Genomic DNA, 17,147 nt, shown 5'->3' with positions numbered 1-17,147 from the left:
GCCGCTACCAGCGCGCAGTGGTTGTAAAAAAAACACGGAGTAAACATGAGCAAGACAACTTTCCTCAATTTTGAGCAGCCGATGGCTGAACTGGATGCCAAAATTGAAGAGCTGCGTTTCGTACAGGACGACTCGGCCGTCGACATCTCCGAAGAGATCGACCGCCTGGCCAAGAAGAGCCAGCAACTGACCAAGGACATCTACGCCAAGCTCACGCCGTGGCAAGTGTCGCAGATCGCGCGCCATCCGCAGCGACCGTACACGATGGACTACGTCAACGAAATCTTCACCGACTTCCATGAACTGCACGGCGACCGCTCGTACGCGGACGACCTGTCGATCATCGGCGGCCTGGCCCGTTTCAATGGCCAGGCCTGCATGGTCATCGGCCACCAGAAGGGTCGCGACACCAAAGAGCGCGCACTGCGCAACTTCGGCATGCCGAAGCCGGAAGGCTATCGCAAGGCCATGCGCCTGATGAAAGTCGCCGAAAAATTCAACCTGCCGATCTTCACCTTTGTTGATACCCCGGGCGCGTTCCCTGGTATCGATGCCGAAGAGCGCGGCCAGTCCGAAGCCATCGGCCACAACCTGTACGTGATGGCCGAACTGAAGGTGCCGCTGATTGCCACCATCATTGGCGAAGGCGGTTCCGGCGGCGCGCTGGCCATTGCGGTCGGCGACGCCGTCCTGATGCTGCAATACGCGACCTATTCGGTGATCTCGCCAGAAGGCTGCGCGTCGATCCTGTGGAAAACCTCCGAGCGCGCGGCCGACGCCGCCGACGCCCTGGGCCTGACCGCACACCGCCTGAAGGCCATGGGCCTGATCGACAAGATCATCAACGAACCGCTGGGCGGCGCCCACCGCGATCCGAAGCAGATGGCGGTGCTGCTCAAGCGCGCTCTGGCCGATACCTTGCGCCAGTTCCAGGGCATCAAAACCAAGGATCTGCTCGACCAGCGCCATGCGAAACTTATGAGCTACGGCAAGTTCAAAGAAACGCTGCCGACTGAAGAGTGAGCCGCATTCAAGCTGGGCATCAAGTCGTCACCTTGACGACCTCTTTCGCGCAGGCGCTTGACGGCCTGCGCGCTTCCTCCCCGCACGATCCGATCGCGATTGCCTGCAGTGGCGGTCTCGACTCGATGGTGCTGCTGCACCTGTGCGCGCAGTATGTGCGCGAGCATGGCATTGCGCTGCACGTGCTGCACGTCCACCACGGCTTGAGCAGCAATGCCGATGCGTGGCTCGATCACGTCGAGGCGGCCAGTGCCACCATCGGCGCGCGTTTCGAAGCCCGCCGGGTCGACGTCAGCAACCAGGGCAGCGGGACCGAGGCCGCCGCGCGCAAGCTGCGCTACGCCGCGCTGGGCAGCCTGTGCGGCGCCCATGGCGTGACGCTGATGCTGACCGCCCACCACCTCGACGACCAGGCCGAAACGGTGCTGCTGCAGTTGCTGCGCGGTTCCGGCACGGCCGGCCTGTCCGGCATGGATGCGGCCAATGCCGCCCCGGATTTGCTGGGCAATCCGGCGTTGGTGATGGCGCGTCCGCTGTTGCAGCACAGCCGGGCCGAACTCGAACGGTATGCCGCCGCACACGCCATCGTGTGGGTCGACGACGAATCGAATGCCGACCCGCGCTTTGCCAGGAATGCGCTGCGCCACCAGGTCATGCCGGCGCTGGCAGTGGCATTTCCCGGCTTCCAGCAACGCTTTGCGCGCAGCGCGGCGCACGCCCAGTCGGCGCAGCGCCTGCTGACCGAACTGGCCGAACAGGACCTGCGCGCCAGCAGCATCGGCGACGCGCTCGACGTCGCGGTGATGCGGTCCCTCAGCCTGGACCGCATCACCAATCTGCTGCGCCACTGGTTCCATGTGCGCGGTTTGTCGATGCCGTCGACCGCCTGGCTGGCCGAGCTGATCACGCAGTTGCTGGAGGCGCGTGCCGATGCGCAGTTGCTGGTCACGCACCCGGAGTGTCACCTGCGGCGTCACCGCGAACGCCTGTATATCACGCCGAAGTTGCCTGAACTGGCCGGCATGCGCGACCCCGACGACGAGGGTGTCCAAGGCGTGGCCGTGCGGGCAGGGCAGGATTTCACCTGGTCCGGCCAGGCGCAACTGGATTTCCCCGATTACGGCGGTGTTTTGTACTTCGATCGCGCCGAGACTGGCCTGGACGCGGCCTGGCTGGCATCGCAGCCGCTGCAGATCGACTTCCGCAAGGGTGGCGAGCGCCTGAAGCTGGCACTGAACCGTCCCACGCGCAGCCTGAAGGCGCACTACCAGTCGAGCGACGTGCCGGCCTGGGAGCGGCCGCGCCTGCCCGTGCTGTGGTCACGCAAGGAACTCATCTTCGCCGCCGGCATCGGCGCCGACTGCGCCCATGCCGCCCCGGCCGGCAGCCCTGCGATTGGTCTGCGCTGGGTGGCCAATCCGGTCTAAGCTCGCTGCCGTTATGTCCATATACCCAGAAGGTATATGACGATGCTTGTGATTTTGCAATGCAGCATGTAGAGTAAAGCCCTCTTTTTATCTTCATACGCGGGAAAAGCACTGCTATGGCATTAATCGTCCACAAATATGGCGGCACGTCGATGGGCTCGACGGACCGGATCAAAAATGTCGCAGCACGTGTCGCCAAGTGGCACGATGCGGGCCACCAGATCGTCGTGGTGCCGTCGGCCATGTCGGGCGAAACCAACCGCCTGATCGGTCTGGCCAGACAAATCATGGACCAGCCGGATCCGCGCGAACTGGACATGATCGCCTCGACCGGCGAGCAGGTTTCGGTCGGCCTGCTGGCCATGGCGCTGCTGGCCATCGGCAAGGACGCTGTCTCGTACGCCGGCTGGCAAGTGGCCGTGAAAACCGATTCGTCGTTCACGAAGGCGCGCATCCAGTCGATCGACGACGCCAAGGTGCGCGCCGACCTGGACGCCGGCCGCATCGTCATCATCACGGGTTTCCAGGGTGTGGATAACAACGGCAATATCGCGACCCTGGGCCGGGGCGGCTCCGACACATCGGCCGTGGCGATTGCCGCCGCGCTGAAGGCGCAGGAATGCCTGATCTTCACCGACGTCGACGGCGTCTACACGACCGATCCGCGCGTGGTGGACGAGGCGCGCCGCCTGAGCAAGATTACCTTTGAAGAAATGCTGGAACTGGCGTCGCTGGGCTCCAAGGTGCTGCAGACCCGTTCGGTGGAATTCGCCGGCAACTACCGCATCCCGACGCGCGTGCTGTCGTCGCTGACCGACCCGCTGCTGCCGTTGGAAATCGAAGCCAATTCCGGCACATTGATCAGTTTTGAGGAAGACACGAATATGGAACAAGCCGTTATCTCGGGCATCGCCTTCAACCGCGACGAAGCCAAAATCACCATCCTCGGCGTGCCCGACAAGCCAGGCATCGCTTACCACATCCTGGGCCCGATCTCGGATGCGAACATCGAGGTCGACATGATCATACAGAATCAGTCGGTCGACGGTAAAACCGACTTCACCTTCACCGTTTCGCGCGGCGAGTACGTGAAAGCCATGGCGGTGCTCGAAGGCGTCAAAATGGACATCGGCGCGACCAGCATCACGGGCGACGCCAAGGTCTCCAAGGTGTCGGCGGTTGGCGTGGGCATGCGCAGCCACGTGGGCGTGGCGTCGCAGATGTTCCGCACGCTGGCGGAAGAGGGCATCAACATCATGATGATCTCGACATCCGAGATCAAGATCTCCGTGTTGATCGACGAGAAATACATGGAGTTGGCGGTCCGGGCGCTGCACAAGGCCTTCGAGCTCGAAAAAGCGTAAATTTTGGCATTTTTTCGGCGCGCTTCCTTGACCTGATGAACGCGAGCCGCTATGATTCTTGCTCTCAGCGCTGGCGAAATTTGCTGGACTGAAAGGAGACGTGGCCGAGTGGCCGAAGGCACATCCCTGCTAAGGATGCATACGGCTTATACCTGTATCGTGAGTTCGAATCTCACCGTCTCCGCCAAGTATTAGAAAGAGAAGCTCCCGAAAGGGGGCTTTTTTTTCGACCATCACAGGCGAAAAACAAAAAACGACGTCTTTCGGCGTCCCACAATATCCACCATTGCGTGGGGGGAGAATGGTGGGTAAGGCCTATTTCGCGTCGTGTAAATCATCTCTCAGTCGTAATGATCAACTCGCTCAGCCAGCCATGGCTATCATGGCGACGGTACCGGCTTGTACCTGCAGATATCAAGCTCTTTTTCGAAGAGCTGGATTTTCAGATTTAGCATGGCCGGCAAGCGCAGTGAAATTGGACTGGGGCCCCTGCACACCCTCAGCTTGGCGGTGGCACGCGAGAAGGCCCAGGCGTGCCGGCGTCTGGTTGGCGGCGTTGACCCCATCGCCGCGCGCGACGACGCCAGGACGTCGCAGGCATTGTCAGCTGCCTTTACCCATTCTGAAGAGCGCCCACCGACCTTGATCGGTGCCGGAAAATCGCCCTTCTTGATCGAAGCATACACGCTGCTTCTGGATTTTCCGCAGATCGACAACACTTCTTTCAGTCTAATGAAACACAACTCTGACGATGAGTGCTGAGAGCTATGCTCAATCGTTCTGGGCCCACTTTCGGACGCGCCCGACCGGGTCAGTTTTCGGTCTGCGCCAACAATACCGACCTCAATCAGCTTTCCGGCTTCGGCGAGCATCGTTTTTTTCCATGCAGATCAATCCCTAGATCGAACATACTGCATTTCTGATTCGGGCGCTGCTGCTAGCAAACCTTCCTGCGCAGCCCTGCGACCAGAAAGCCGGCGTTATTACTGCTGCGACTGACGAACGCTTCCTTCAAGTTTCTCGAGGGGAGGAGCTTGGCGGACGCTGTCGTGTCCAGGCACGGTTCGATCTTGGAAATGTCAAAATGTTCTTTGCTGAAGTAGCCGCCGCCATTGTTGCCGGTGACGGCGACGACAAGCTGTTAACGTTCATTGTGAGCAAGCGCGTTGTCGGTGATGCTGCCTTCGGTACGCGCGCCCACCTTGGGGCTGTACAGTCCTTGCGCAGCCAGAACGATTGTGAGGCCGCGGTATCCTGCATGGGCGCGTTGGCGAGCGTCGAAGATTCTGGAATCGTCGGGGATTTATCAGAGGGGTTTGTCTTTGTGACGTTGATATCCTGATGTATCTTGATCCTTCAGAAGGCGAAAAACCGAATAACTTCGCGGTCATGGGGACTCAATTTGCGTCGGGGTGCGTGATTGCGGGTAGGTCAGCGCCGGTACTTGAGCGAGACGGCTAAATCGAGGCTGCGCGGCAGCGGGTTTGTTTGATAACGATTGCGCCTGCACTATTTGTTCGCGAACTGGAGAAAGGTGAGTTGGCGTTCTTGCTTGACCACTGCCAGGTCGGTTTTGCTGTCATGTCCATCATTTGGAATTTCCTTTTTCTGTGTCTGGGTACAAGGCTCGCAAACATGCGCAGGGGTCTCGGGCTTTGGCTGGGGTCAGCCATGAAAATCATGTATGTGTTAGGAATCCATCGATTCGGGCTGGTGCGCCGGAAACGATATGGTTCGCTAGGACATTACCAATCAGCGCAGTCATGCGGAAATGCAAACCAGAAATCAATTGCATTTAGAGAAATGCAAATGTATCATCTGATCAATTTGATGATATATTGGCTTAACAATGAGCGGAATGCAGTGTAGATTTGGTCTTTTCGTTGCGTCCCATGAATGAGGAGCGATTTTTATGCATGCGCAGCGTGTCGGAAGCCTGAGCCAGGCTCAATGCGAAAGACTCACTTACCTTGAGTTCCGCCTGTATTTCATGGGGGAGATTGGTCGTCCAGATCTTTCCGCTCGCTTTGGTGTTGCCCCAGCTGGTGCTACCCGCGACATAGCAATGTACCGGGAGCTGGCCCCGCAAAATATCGACTTTGACAACAGCAGCAAGACTTACCGGATCAGTAGCGAGTTTGCCCCTATTTTCGAACACCCTCCACAGCGCGTCTTGTCGGCGCTCTCGCTGGGTTTCGGCGATGGGGTGGATGGTGAGCCGAGATTACTACTTCCATGCGAGTTCCCAGCAATATTGAGTTGCCCTCGGATGGATGTGTTAGCGCCTATCTGCCGGGCCATCTATGCCAAGCGTCCAATGGCAATACGCTATCAATCTATGAGCAGTGGAGAGTCGGAGCGCGCCATCGTGCCGTTGGCGCTTGTCGATACAGGTCTGCGCTGGCACGTCCGGGCGTTTGATCGTAAGTCGGGAGAGTTTCGTGATTTCGTAATCACACGCATTCAGAACCCGACCATTCTCGATGAAGTGTCTGTGGCGCACGAGCGGATGGATGCCGACATTCAGTGGACACGGATCGTAGAGCTGGACCTGGTGCCGCATCCTCGAATCTCCCGCCCCGAGATCATCAAGATGGACTACGGGATGCCCGATGGCTCGATACGCATTCGTGTGCGCGCAGCGGTCGCTGGCTACATGCTGCTGCGCTGGAGCATTGATGCGTCGCCCGACCACAGTCTTAGCGAGGAGCACTACCGCCTCTGGCTCCGCGACCCGCTGGCCCTGTATGGCGTCGAAAACGCGAAGCTTGCGCCGGGCTACCGCCCCCCGATATCTCCACAGCCTAAAAGCGGAGCGCAAGTATGAGCACACTCGACTTGTTTGCGGCAGTCCGACGTAGCATGAAAACCGGTCCCATCACACTGGACCAGTTATGGGCGGACCACAGCACGCAATGGCATCACCTGGGATGGAGTCGTGCGCAGCTGAGCCTGTTTCTAGCTTCTACGCCATCCTTGCAACGCTGTGAATTGCCCAGCGGTGAAGTAGTGTGGTCTCTCAAAGCTGGGCAAGACCAAGTAACGCCCAGTCTGGCCGACGAAATGGTGGCGCTGCTGCAAAAGGCGGGCCGCCCTATGCCCTTCGCCCAGCTCATCACCAAACTACCGGCTGGCTTAGTTGTCACCGAGACCAGTTTGCGCAGTGCCGCACAACGCGATGCACGACTCGAATTAAAAGGCCCGCTACTCAAGCTGGCGTAACGTACACACAGGATAAAAAGAACTCCATGGCAACTGAACAAACACTGGATCAACGCTACCAAGCCATCCGCGCCAAATACAGCGATTACACCGAGCACACCCCGCTTAACGGCGATCACGATTTCGTGAAAGCCGGTTTGGTCTGGGGAGAAGACCAGGGTAACCAGACCCCGGCCGTGTTGTTGATTGCACTGGAACCGGGGCACTGGGACACTTCACGCGCAGACAAGCTGGATCAACTGGCTTACGAGCTGCTGGCCAGCGTCAGCGGAGACTGGCCCGTGTTTGCGCACATGCAAGATGACAAAAACAGCCGCTGTTATAGCTTGTTTGGTGTCGATGGCAGCGATGGTACCCACTCGGTGGACGAGGTTCCGTCCATCGAATTGATCCGCAACTACGAAAAGCTGGAAAAAGACCCGACCTTCCGCTGGTCGATGCGCATCTACACCCTGCTGATGCACCGCTTTGACGCCTTTCACGAGCAAGTCTTCCAGACCGTCAAAGATCGCGTCAATGATAAGAACGACATCATCGAAGAAGTGGCCAAGTTGCTGTTCCTCGAAACCTTCCGCGTCCATCATGGCGACGAGCTCAGCTTTACCGATCACGAAGGCAAGACCCAGCGCTTTCGCGAGGTGTTTGACCATCACTACGTGGCTAAGCACCGTGCCAAGGCAGTCGAGCAAATCAAGGCAGCCTTTGAAGCCTTTAAGGCGCACGAAGACTATGTGGTGGTCAGCGACGACGGTACCCGCAATGCCATCTTCCCCAGCGACTCCCACCTGCGCCTGACGCAGCCGGAAAACTACCGTACCTTGCTGGAGGCGATGCAGGACCTTGGGGCCGTAACTGACAACCAGGGCCGCATGATCGCCGGCAAAGAAATTGGCACCCTGGCCGATGTGGCGGGCGATTTGCTGGGCCGGGTGTTCGATGTGTTTTTGCGTGCAAACTTTGAATCCAAAGGCGGTTTGGGCGTGTACCTCACCCCCAACCCAGTCAAGCAGGCCATGCTGGAAATTGCCATGCACGACATCCAGCAAGACAACGCCATCATGGAACGCCTCACGGCGGGCGCATTCCGCTTTTGCGACCCCACCTGCGGCTCGTTCGGCTTTGGCTCGGTGGCGCTCAGCCACATCGAAAGCGTGGTCGATCACTTGGGCGGAATGAGTGATGCGCAGAAAAAAGCGCTCAAACAAACCCTGCGCGACACCGCCTTTATCGGTGCTGATGCGGCCCCACGCATGGTGATGCTGGCCCGCGTCAACATGGCCCTGCAAGGCGCGCCCAAGGCCAAGATTTTCTACACAGACAACTCGCTAACCACCAAGGCGTTCAAGCCGAACAGCTTTGACCTCATCTGCACCAACCCGCCGTTTGGTACGCCCAAGTTCACCAGCGACAAAAAAGGCAAGGAATCCAAAGAGCGATACGAAGCCCAGATGGAGCAAGTGCTGGGCGGCTTCCGCCCCACCGAAAAAGTGGTTGATGAGTACGTGGCCTATTACGACCACCTCAAGATGAAGTGGGAAGACACAGGCGACCTCGACCTGGATGAAGACGGCGCGCCCAAGTGGCCAGGCTACCGTACCGATTTGCGCAATGTCTCCGCCGGCAAAAAGGCGGTCTACAATCTATTCCCCACCACCAGCGGTTTGGCGCTGGGCAGTAAGCCAAATAAAAAGGGTAATTGGGAGCCGGTGGGTGCCACTATCGACCCGGCTGTACTCTTTATCGACCGCTGCCTGCAACTGTTGCGTCCCGGTGGCCGTCTGCTCATTGTGTTGCCCGATGGCGTACTATGTAACTCCGGCGAACGTTATGTGCGCGAGTACATCATGGGCACTAAGGACGAGAAAACCGGCCAGTTTGTGGGCGGAAAGGCCATCGTCAAGGCGGTGCTGTCCCTCCCGGCGGATACCTTCAAGCTCTCGGGTACGGGGGCCAAAACCTCGGTGCTGTACCTGCAAAAACGCCATGCTAACAGAGAACACCTCGAGCAGTTTCTGCCTGAACCGCAAGGCGATGTGTTTATGGCAGTGGCCGAAACGCTGGGCTATGTGGTGAAAAACAATATCGAGGATTACTCGGCGGGCGTTCCGAATGACCTCGACAAGATTGTTGGCGCTTATAAGCGGGGTGAGTGATGTCTGTAGATACCTTGCGAGAAGCCTTTCATATCAACCGGGTTACGCCAGACAAGATCCAAGACTTTCTGACGGCGCAAACATATCGCCCAGAAATCACGAAGGCGAAGGAAAAAATAAAAACGCAGCCTTGGGTCTTTCTGCAAAGTGTCTGCAAAAGGCCAATTCGCCAAGGTAAGTCTCCATCTTACTCGGACGATGCGGGGTTGCTTTGTATTAAACCGAAGAACACCAATGAGATGATCGTTTCATTGGAAGAGCTGAGTTACATCCAGCCGGCGAGCAAAGATGAAGTCGCGGGACAGCGGTTACAAAAAGACGACATTGTCATCACCCGATCTGGCTCAGGAACCATTGGACGTGCCTCAATTTTTCTGTCTGATGAGGAGGTGTACACCAATGACCATTTGTTCATTGTTCGAACCGATGCGGTTGATAGTCATTACACCTGTGCCTTCCTCAATACCTATTGGGGGCAGCGCGTTCTCGAGGCCGGAATTTCTGGATCGACCGGCCAGCTAAATCTGTCGAATGAACACATAAAAGGCATCACGCTGTACACGCCAGCTGAGCTTGCCCAAAAATACATCGGCGATAAAATCCGCCAGGCCGAGCGGCTGCGGGCTTGGGCGAATACGCTAAACATCATTCTCGATGCGCATTTTTCCGGTCTCGTGAAAAATCCTCTATCACCCAGAGTTTCCTGGGTGGCAAAAAAGGAAGATCTTGATCCCTATCGGATCAATCCCAAACAATACGATCCAGTAGTGCTAGATTTAATTCAGCGCGCAGAGGCTGATGGCACGCGTTTAGAACCATTGAGTTCATTGGTTGGAGTTAGGCAGATTGCTGGCGGAGCGACGCCAAAAGGTGCGCAGTACTTCGATAAAGGAATTCTGTTTGCCCGCGTCCAAAACGTAAAACCACTACGATTGGATTTGTCTGATGCCGTATATATTGACCAATTGGCGGATGAGGAATTGGCAAGAAGCCGCTGTGCGGCCGACGACATCATCTTCACGATTACAGGTTATCCCGGGACAGCCGCTCTAGTTACCGAGGAAGATATCCCCGTTAACATCAATCAGCACTCCGTCAGATTCAATATTAAAGATGGCATTGAGTCGGGATATGTTTGTGCGGCGCTCAATTCAAGATTTCTTAAGTACCAAGTCGATCGCTTGGCGATTGGCGGCACTCGGGACGCATTGGACTACCCATCAGTTGGACGACTACTAATTCCTCGTTATGAAGCTGAAGTTGAGAAAACGATCGGAGACCAGGCTCGGTACGTCAATGCTGCCGTAAAGTTATCGCAGCGGTTGACCAATGCCGCCAAGCTCCTCGTTGAAGCCCTTATCGAAGGCCAGCTAACGGAAGCCGAACTGATCGCCGCCGAGCAAGCGCTGCAAGCCGGTAACGATCAACTCGACCGTCGCGTTTTGAATCGTCTGAGGACCGATCGAGTTGATGGACAAGGGCCAGCGCTTTTCAGCGATCTGGACGAACTTTACCGCTTTCTCTCGCAGGCTGAGGTGGATTGATGGCCAGCTCCTTGTCCGCCTTGATACTGCGTTTGCGTACCTTGCTGGCCACGGGCTTTACGGCCGCTGTCGCCAATGAGCGCGACGGCTTGGCGCTGTTGCGTTGCCTGGCCCACCCGCTTGAAGCGGAGGACGCTGGCGACCGGGGAGAGGTCAAGGGTGCAATTAAAAGCGTGGGCTGGATCATCAGCCAGCGCTTATTGAGGGTGCGGCCTACCTTGGCCAGCGATGCCGAACTGATTTGCGCGCTGTTGGCGCAGCAGATGGACGTGCGCGCGGCGTGGCTGACCCTTGCCGCCGCACGTTGTAAAGAGGCGGGGCAGATGGCGGCTCAGGGGAACAATTCTGGACCGCTGGTCGGGTTGATCTCTGGCCTAGGGCCAGCCGCTTCTTGGGTAGAAGCCGCTTTGGAAAGCGCGATGCTCACTGCCAGCCCTTACGCTGCGTTTGAACGGGAATTGCTGGGGATGAGCTTTGAGCAAGCGGCGGCAACGCCTGCGCTGGTGCGCATCCTGGCAGTTGCCGCACAGCTGGCCGCGTTTGCCGATGCGCCCCCTCCCTTACCCAAGGTGGACGCCAGCGGCATCCAGGCGCAGCAGAATTGGGTCAAGGGGCGACTGTTGGCATTGCCCTTCGTGCTGGAGTCCGCCACGCACGATCAGAAATTCAAAACCGCAGCCGCAAAGTCCGCAGAGCAAGTGCTATTGTCAGGGGGCATCGCACCCTTCATCACCGATGACCAGACCGTCATGTGCTGGGTATTGGCCCAACCATGGGTGCTTTTGCTAGCAATGCTGGCCTTTGCGCAGGATGCCTGGCGGGCCGAGAACAGGGGCGGTTTACTGCTGGAGCTACCTGCAGGCCAAAACGCTTTTGCACCCGCCGAAATTTCCGTCACTGTGATGGGCATTGAGGGCGACGAGGTGCGCTGTGGCACGCTGGCCCATCTACTACTGGACATACTGACAAGGCTCGGTTTGGCCTGCTTTCCGCAACAGTCCTTGGCTTCTGAGTTGAATGCACAACTGTCACCGATGGTAGGCTTGTTGCTCAAGCACGCCGTGTGGCGATATCAGGACGGGGCCAGTAGCCAACTGGGCCAGTACCAGATTCATCCTGAGTTCTCTGATCAGTGTTACCGCCTGCCCGCAAGCCGCGTGTTCAACCGCACGGGCAAGTTGCTGTGGCAGTCCGCACGCCTTGCTGCCGCGGCCCTGTATCTCGAACACAAACAAGTCTATCAACATCGTTCTGTCCGTGAGGCAGAGGCAGAGTACGTGGTTCAGAGGGAGCCCATTGCATGAATAAAAACGATCAACTCACCGCCGCCGACATTGCAGGCTTTGCCCGCCGCCACAGTTGGGCAGCCACCGGTGTTTCGGACTACCCGCCGCGTGATCCGCTGGTTGGCCAGAGTCGCTTCTTCAAGCGCTACCGCACCTTCATCCACACAGTGGATCAGGATGCGGACAACTTTGCCCATGTGTTTGCGGTGGAGGCGGAATGGGGGCGCGGTAAATCGCGCCTGGGCCATGAGTTGATCGCCCAGATCAACGACTGCTCCAAAGGCTGGTTTGTGCGCGAAGACGGAGCCCAGCTGGAGGACAAAAAGCTGTTTGACCAGGCCACGCAAGACAAGTATCTGGCACTGTACATCCGCTATTCGCAAGTGGCTTCCGACTACCAGAACTCGGACAACTGGTTCGGCTTTGGGCTTTACCGGGCACTGTTGCCGCTGGCGACAGGCAAGTTTGATGGTTCGATTCAAAGCAAGATTGCTGAGCAGGCGCTGCATCGTCTGAATCCGGCCGGTTTCGACCCTCAGCAGCTGGCGCACTGCCTGGAGTTGGATAAGGCCCACTCTGAGGAATCGCTTTACGAAGAAGAAGGCCTGGTCGTGCGCTTGGTGCAGTCTGCCTACAGCTATCTGCAAAAGTTTGGCATCGGCTATGTACTGGTGGTGTTGGACGAGCTGGAAACCGTGGCTGAGGCGGCCACCTTTGGTTTGGAGCAAGACGATGCCAAGCGCCTCGACGGTCAGGCTATCCGCCTGATTGGCAAGGCCATCAAGGAAGAGGACCCGCGACGCAAGTTGCCTTGGCTGCGTTATGTGGCTTTGTGCTCGCCCTTGCTGGGCCAGCAGTTGCGCGAGATTCAATCCGTCGCGCGCCGTTTTGAGCTGGTCGAGCTGGAACACAATGCTTTTGCGGACGTGAGTGACTATGTGGCCCAGCTCAAGGCTGAGCGTAAGTTGGCGCACGACTACCCAACAGGGCTGGTGGAAGCCGCCTACGCCATGAGCGGTGCCAACTTTGGCTGGTTTAACGTGATCATGGCCAATGTCGATGCGGTGCTGGCTCAGTATGCCGCAGCGGGCAAGCAAGTGATCGATATGGGCGTGCTGTTCGATGCTGTAGTTGAGAGCTCTGGCCGTGTCGCTGAGCATGTGCTGGACAAACACGCCATCGAGGGCATCAAGACAGGTGATCACGATCTGCGCGCCGTTGCGCAATCGCTGCTCTACGGCCAACTGCCTGTCGCACTGGATGCCGCACCTACGCGCTGCAAAGAACTGTTGACGCTTACTAATGAGGATGGCGAACCGGTCGCCAGCCTGTATCGCAAGATGCCATTTGACGCCCTCCAATGCCGCCAGGCGTTGGAAGAAGCCAAATTCAAGCGCGAAAAGGACGAATGGCTGTACCCCGCAGTGGAGCAGGCTCTGAGCCTGTCTGCCTTACTGCAAAACCTGCGTACGTTCGCTATCAATGAGGCCGATAAAGATGTGCTGCTGATGCCGCTATCACGCGGCGAGTTTAAGCATCTATTGAGTTTGCTCTACGATCACCCGGCTGTGGAGTTTGCAGCTGACGCCCTGTGGCAAAAGCTGATTGGCGGCGACCAGTTCATTCCGAATGATGAAGCCACCCATATTGGCCCCAGCGTGGCAATGCTGTTGCGACTGGATCTGCGTTACCGCAACCAGCAACACAACTCGATGATCTTCCGCGACCCGGCGGATGCCGATGTGCACGAAGCGGCGATAAAGACCTTCTTGCAGGCCAGCGGCCACAACCCGGGCTTGCGCTGGACGGCACGGCTGATGGGACTAATGCGTTTGTTAGACAAGAACTGGCAATACGCACAGACCGCCCTCTCCAACAAAGACAATCTGTACATTCAAACCAGTCCGCGTGGGCAAGGGGGAGGTCAGCGTGGTGGCTTGCTGTATTGCGAGGGGCTGAAGTTGCACCCGGACAATCTGGCTTGGTTTGCCTGGGTGAACAACCGTGAAGAGCTGGACCGCCTGCATCAGTTGGCGGCAAGACGTCATGCCGATGAAGGACGCTTCCCGGTGACGGCATTCACCGCTTCTACCCACTTGATGGAGCAATACAATCGGGGCGATGTCAGCGAAAAGCTCAAAGACGATTTGCTGCTCTATTACCTGAACCCCAGCGAAGTGGACCAGTTGGAACGCATCGGCCTCTCACCCGAGCAGTGCAAGGGTTTGGTGCTGGATGAGGCACGACTGACCAGTAAGTTCAAGAACAAGCTCAGTGCCCTGCGCGACTTTGCTTATCAAGCGATCCAGCAATGGCGCGCCCGCTTGAATGAGCGCGGCTTGATAGCTTGGCCGCTCAAGCCAACTGGCAAGATCAGCGCGCAGGACCGCGATTTGCTGCTGCAGGCCTGGACCGTGTTTGTTTTCAAGGAGCCGGCCCTTTCTGGTCTGAATGATCTGGAAACCAAGCACGGTATTGATGCCGAGGAAGTTGCATCGCTGATGCAACGCTTGGCCCTGCCAAGCAAGCTGTTTAGTCTCGGTTTCGCGAAGGAAGATCAATCTGGCTTGTTTACTGGCTTGGCCAATCCGCAGCAGGCGCAAGCAAACCTCCCGTTCTTCTTGGCGCGTATAGCAAACCCGGCCAGCTCACAGGAATGGACGCTGGAGAAGGCCAAGCGCGACTGGTACTGGGGCTACTTGCAACATGCCAGCGTGACAGCCAAGAACGTGTTCGATGACTGGATGTGGTGGTGCGGGGAGTTACATTTGTTGCAGCTACAGGATGCAACTGCGGCAACAGCCAAATGGCAAAGCGTGCCAAGGGCTAAGCTGGATAATGCCATCAACGAGGCCCAGAACTGGTTTAACGGCGGCGGTGCCGACGGCTATAAGGCTGTGGTTGCTAAGTTGGAACGCATTTTCGGCTATGACCGCATCCCTGGGCTCTTCGCCCCCTTGGGCAAGTCACCCATCGGGACTGAAACGGTGGAAGCGCACGAATTGCTCAAAGCGGCCCGCGCCGCTTTTGAGTCGCTGAAGGTCGGGGAAGAAGCGCTAGCCTTACAAGGTGCCGATGCTTTGGATGCTATTGGTGACAAGATGCCCGCCCTACTTGCTGGACGCTTTGAGGTGCTGCAGCGGGTCGCGGGCGTTTTGCCTGCGCTAGTTCCTGAGATCTCCTTGGGCAACATCAATACCCTGCGCCTCGACGACAAGAGCCAATCGCTCTATCAGCGTATCGAACAGGCTCGGCTGTTTGCGGATTACGTGGAGAAGGCGGCAACTCAAATTAAGCGAGGCATCGATCATCTGATCACCGACATTGAAGCTGATGCAAAGAATCTGGCTTTGTTCCCGCGTGGCTTGTTCACCCTGTCACTACAGACGGTGACCAACATTCTTGATGGGGCCTTGCAGCAACACAACGCCAGCGGCACTGCGGCGGCAGAGGGTACTGCGAGCTCAGACACCTTGCTGCATTACCTGCGCTCACTTCAGCTGGACAAGGCAGCGGATCGTCTGCGCCTGCTCGCCGAGGAAGCGGGCATCAATATCGACAATGGAACGGCTTTTGGTCTGGCTGAGAACCTTGGCTGTATTGCCAGTAGCTATAGAGCAGGCAAGAAAAGATTTGTTGAGATCACAGAGTACCTTGCGGACTTGCAAGGGCGATGCGCAGAGGCTACACGAGTCTTGGAGCCCATGCCTACGGACTATGCAACGCCAGAAAATGCCCAAGAGCTTGCAACACTCGCACAAAAATTGGTGTTGATTGGCGATGCGTTTGAAGAGTTGGCCGACACAGCCAAGAGTGAACGTGAGAAGTTTCGGGAGCTAGCACGCAAGGGGCAGTTCAGCGCCATCCGCGACATCCCTGATCGTTTGCTCAACCCCATTCACTCTCAGTTGCACAGCGTTGGCGGTGCCATTCACAAGATTGAAAAAACAATCGTGTCGCATCGGGAGGTCTTGGTCAGTCAGACCAATGAGCGCTACCTTCCGGTACTGATGCCACTGTTCAGTGCTTGCAACGAAGCTGCGCCAGCTGCAATTAGCCCGAGCAACGTATCTCCCCCTTCCTTGCATGACCTGCATGTGACGATAGATTTGCAGCAATTGCAGTGGGAAGCCAAAGCGGCCCAGTTGCTAAGCGGGACGGGCCTTGACTTCGCGGACTGGCAAAATTTGGCGAAGGCGATAGCCGAGGGCAAAAGCCCAGTGCTGTCCCAACCCGCTCAACAGGCTTTAGTGTCCAAGGGTATCCTGAAAATGAAGCTCTATTTCGGGGGGGAAGTGTGAAACTTTATTTGACTCCGGAATTGCAGGCGCACCGTAGAGGGCGTTTCCTGGCCAGCTTGCTGGGAATTTCGCAGGCGTCTGAGCTTGGCTTGCCGAAGACGGGATTTGTGTTGATGACAGGCGAAACTTTGCAGGCATCCAGAGAGATTCAAGAGGAATGTGTGGCCTGGGTACGCCAACCTGGTCGTTCATTGCTCCTCCTCCCTCCATACCAGGAAGGGATCGTTTTCCATTCTCTGGACTGGGTGGTTGAGTTGGCACCGTCAAGTTCGGCAGCCGTCAACCAAGCATCGCTTATGAGCCTACTGACGGGCGAAATGACCTACAAGCTGCGCGGGATGGATGGTGCTTGTACCGAAGACACGCCGCCGGGGAAGCTGACTTGCCATACACGCTATTGGAAAGGACATTCCAATAGCGGCCTGGTCGCTGCCACGACGCTACCGCTTTGGTCCATCAGTTTGTTGGATCAGGCTACGTTGGTTCATGACTTTCTGGTCAATATCGAGAGGCTGTGTGGGTTGTCCTCTGCGCGCGAGAACGAAACAGAGCTCCCGAAAGATGATGCGATACTCCCGGAGGATGTCACCGTTTTGGTGTGCAGTTACGGATTCAATGTCGTGACAGCCGAGGGCTTGTCGAACAAGTTGAAAACATATGCCGTGCCACTCTTGAATCTGACCAGCTTTGATCTGTCGGAAAGTATGGTTCGTCTAAGAAATGCCGGGTTTATCCATGACAATGGCTTTACCGAAAAAGGATTGGCCCATTTGATGGGGTCCAAATACTGGGTATTTGCCGAGAGCCTGAGAAGTGAGGCCTAGCCA

Annotated in this window: 11 protein-coding genes, 1 tRNA gene and 2 pseudogenes; 13 read left to right on the top strand and 1 reads right to left on the bottom strand. The window is 57.2% G+C overall.

Going from position 1 to position 17,147, the window contains the following annotated elements; translation table 11 throughout:
• Nucleotides 1–45: 45 nt before the first annotated feature.
• From V6M87_RS15195 to V6M87_RS15175, 5 genes and pseudogenes are all read left to right on the top strand, one after another.
• Nucleotides 46–1,023 (top strand): acetyl-CoA carboxylase carboxyltransferase subunit alpha, encoded by a 978-nt coding sequence (locus V6M87_RS15195; RefSeq protein WP_332877484.1) that lies wholly within the window; start codon nt 46–48, stop codon nt 1,021–1,023.
• Nucleotides 1,024–1,055: 32 nt separating this feature from the next.
• Nucleotides 1,056–2,450, top strand: a complete 1,395-nt coding sequence (gene tilS / locus V6M87_RS15190; RefSeq protein WP_332877483.1) for a tRNA lysidine(34) synthetase TilS — start codon at nt 1,056–1,058, stop codon at nt 2,448–2,450.
• 116 nt (nt 2,451–2,566) lie between these two features.
• Entirely contained in the window at nt 2,567–3,814 is a 1,248-nt protein-coding gene (locus V6M87_RS15185; RefSeq protein ID WP_332877482.1) for an aspartate kinase, read from the top strand.
• 94 nt (nt 3,815–3,908) lie between these two features.
• Nucleotides 3,909–4,001, top strand: a tRNA-Ser gene (locus V6M87_RS15180).
• A gap of 206 nt (nt 4,002–4,207) precedes the next feature.
• A pseudogene (locus V6M87_RS15175) lies at nt 4,208–4,576 on the top strand (Arm DNA-binding domain-containing protein); the annotation flags it as partial.
• Here V6M87_RS15175 and V6M87_RS15170 read toward each other — a convergent pair.
• Nucleotides 4,483–4,686, bottom strand: a pseudogene (locus V6M87_RS15170) (hypothetical protein); the annotation flags it as partial. The pseudogenes V6M87_RS15175 and V6M87_RS15170 sit on opposite strands and share 94 nt — an antisense overlap.
• Before the next feature lie 212 nt (nt 4,687–4,898).
• Here V6M87_RS15170 and V6M87_RS15165 point away from each other — a divergent pair.
• From V6M87_RS15165 to V6M87_RS15130, 8 genes are all read left to right on the top strand, one after another.
• The gene (locus tag V6M87_RS15165; protein ID WP_332877481.1) at nt 4,899–5,156 is read left to right on the top strand and encodes a hypothetical protein; all 258 of its coding nucleotides are present in this window, start codon (nt 4,899–4,901) and stop codon (nt 5,154–5,156) included.
• Between the two features lie 570 nt (nt 5,157–5,726).
• Entirely contained in the window at nt 5,727–6,641 is a 915-nt protein-coding gene (locus V6M87_RS15160; protein WP_332877480.1) for a helix-turn-helix transcriptional regulator, read from the top strand.
• Entirely contained in the window at nt 6,638–7,036 is a 399-nt protein-coding gene (locus tag V6M87_RS15155) for a hypothetical protein (RefSeq protein ID WP_332877479.1), read from the top strand. Before V6M87_RS15160 ends, V6M87_RS15155 begins: the two co-directional genes overlap by 4 nt.
• 26 nt (nt 7,037–7,062) lie before the next feature.
• Nucleotides 7,063–9,189, top strand: a complete 2,127-nt coding sequence (locus tag V6M87_RS15150; protein WP_332877478.1) for an HsdM family class I SAM-dependent methyltransferase — start codon at nt 7,063–7,065, stop codon at nt 9,187–9,189.
• The gene (locus tag V6M87_RS15145) at nt 9,189–10,733 is read left to right on the top strand and encodes a hypothetical protein (protein WP_332877477.1); all 1,545 of its coding nucleotides are present in this window, start codon (nt 9,189–9,191) and stop codon (nt 10,731–10,733) included. The genes V6M87_RS15150 and V6M87_RS15145 overlap by 1 nt, the downstream gene beginning before the upstream one ends.
• Complete coding sequence (locus V6M87_RS15140) at nt 10,733–12,037, top strand: hypothetical protein (RefSeq protein ID WP_332877476.1); 1,305 nt, start codon at nt 10,733–10,735, stop codon at nt 12,035–12,037. Before V6M87_RS15145 ends, V6M87_RS15140 begins: the two co-directional genes overlap by 1 nt.
• Nucleotides 12,034–16,320 (top strand): hypothetical protein, encoded by a 4,287-nt coding sequence (locus tag V6M87_RS15135; protein WP_332877475.1) that lies wholly within the window; start codon nt 12,034–12,036, stop codon nt 16,318–16,320. The genes V6M87_RS15140 and V6M87_RS15135 overlap by 4 nt, the downstream gene beginning before the upstream one ends.
• Nucleotides 16,317–17,144, top strand: coding sequence for a hypothetical protein (locus V6M87_RS15130; protein WP_332877474.1), 828 nt, complete (start codon nt 16,317–16,319; stop codon nt 17,142–17,144). The genes V6M87_RS15135 and V6M87_RS15130 overlap by 4 nt, the downstream gene beginning before the upstream one ends.
• Nucleotides 17,145–17,147 lie beyond the last annotated feature (3 nt).

The organism is Massilia sp. S19_KUP03_FR1, assembly GCF_036688685.1.
Taxonomy (GTDB): domain Bacteria; phylum Pseudomonadota; class Gammaproteobacteria; order Burkholderiales; family Burkholderiaceae_D; genus JALYUM01.
This window is presented reverse-complemented; position numbering and strand designations above follow the sequence as displayed.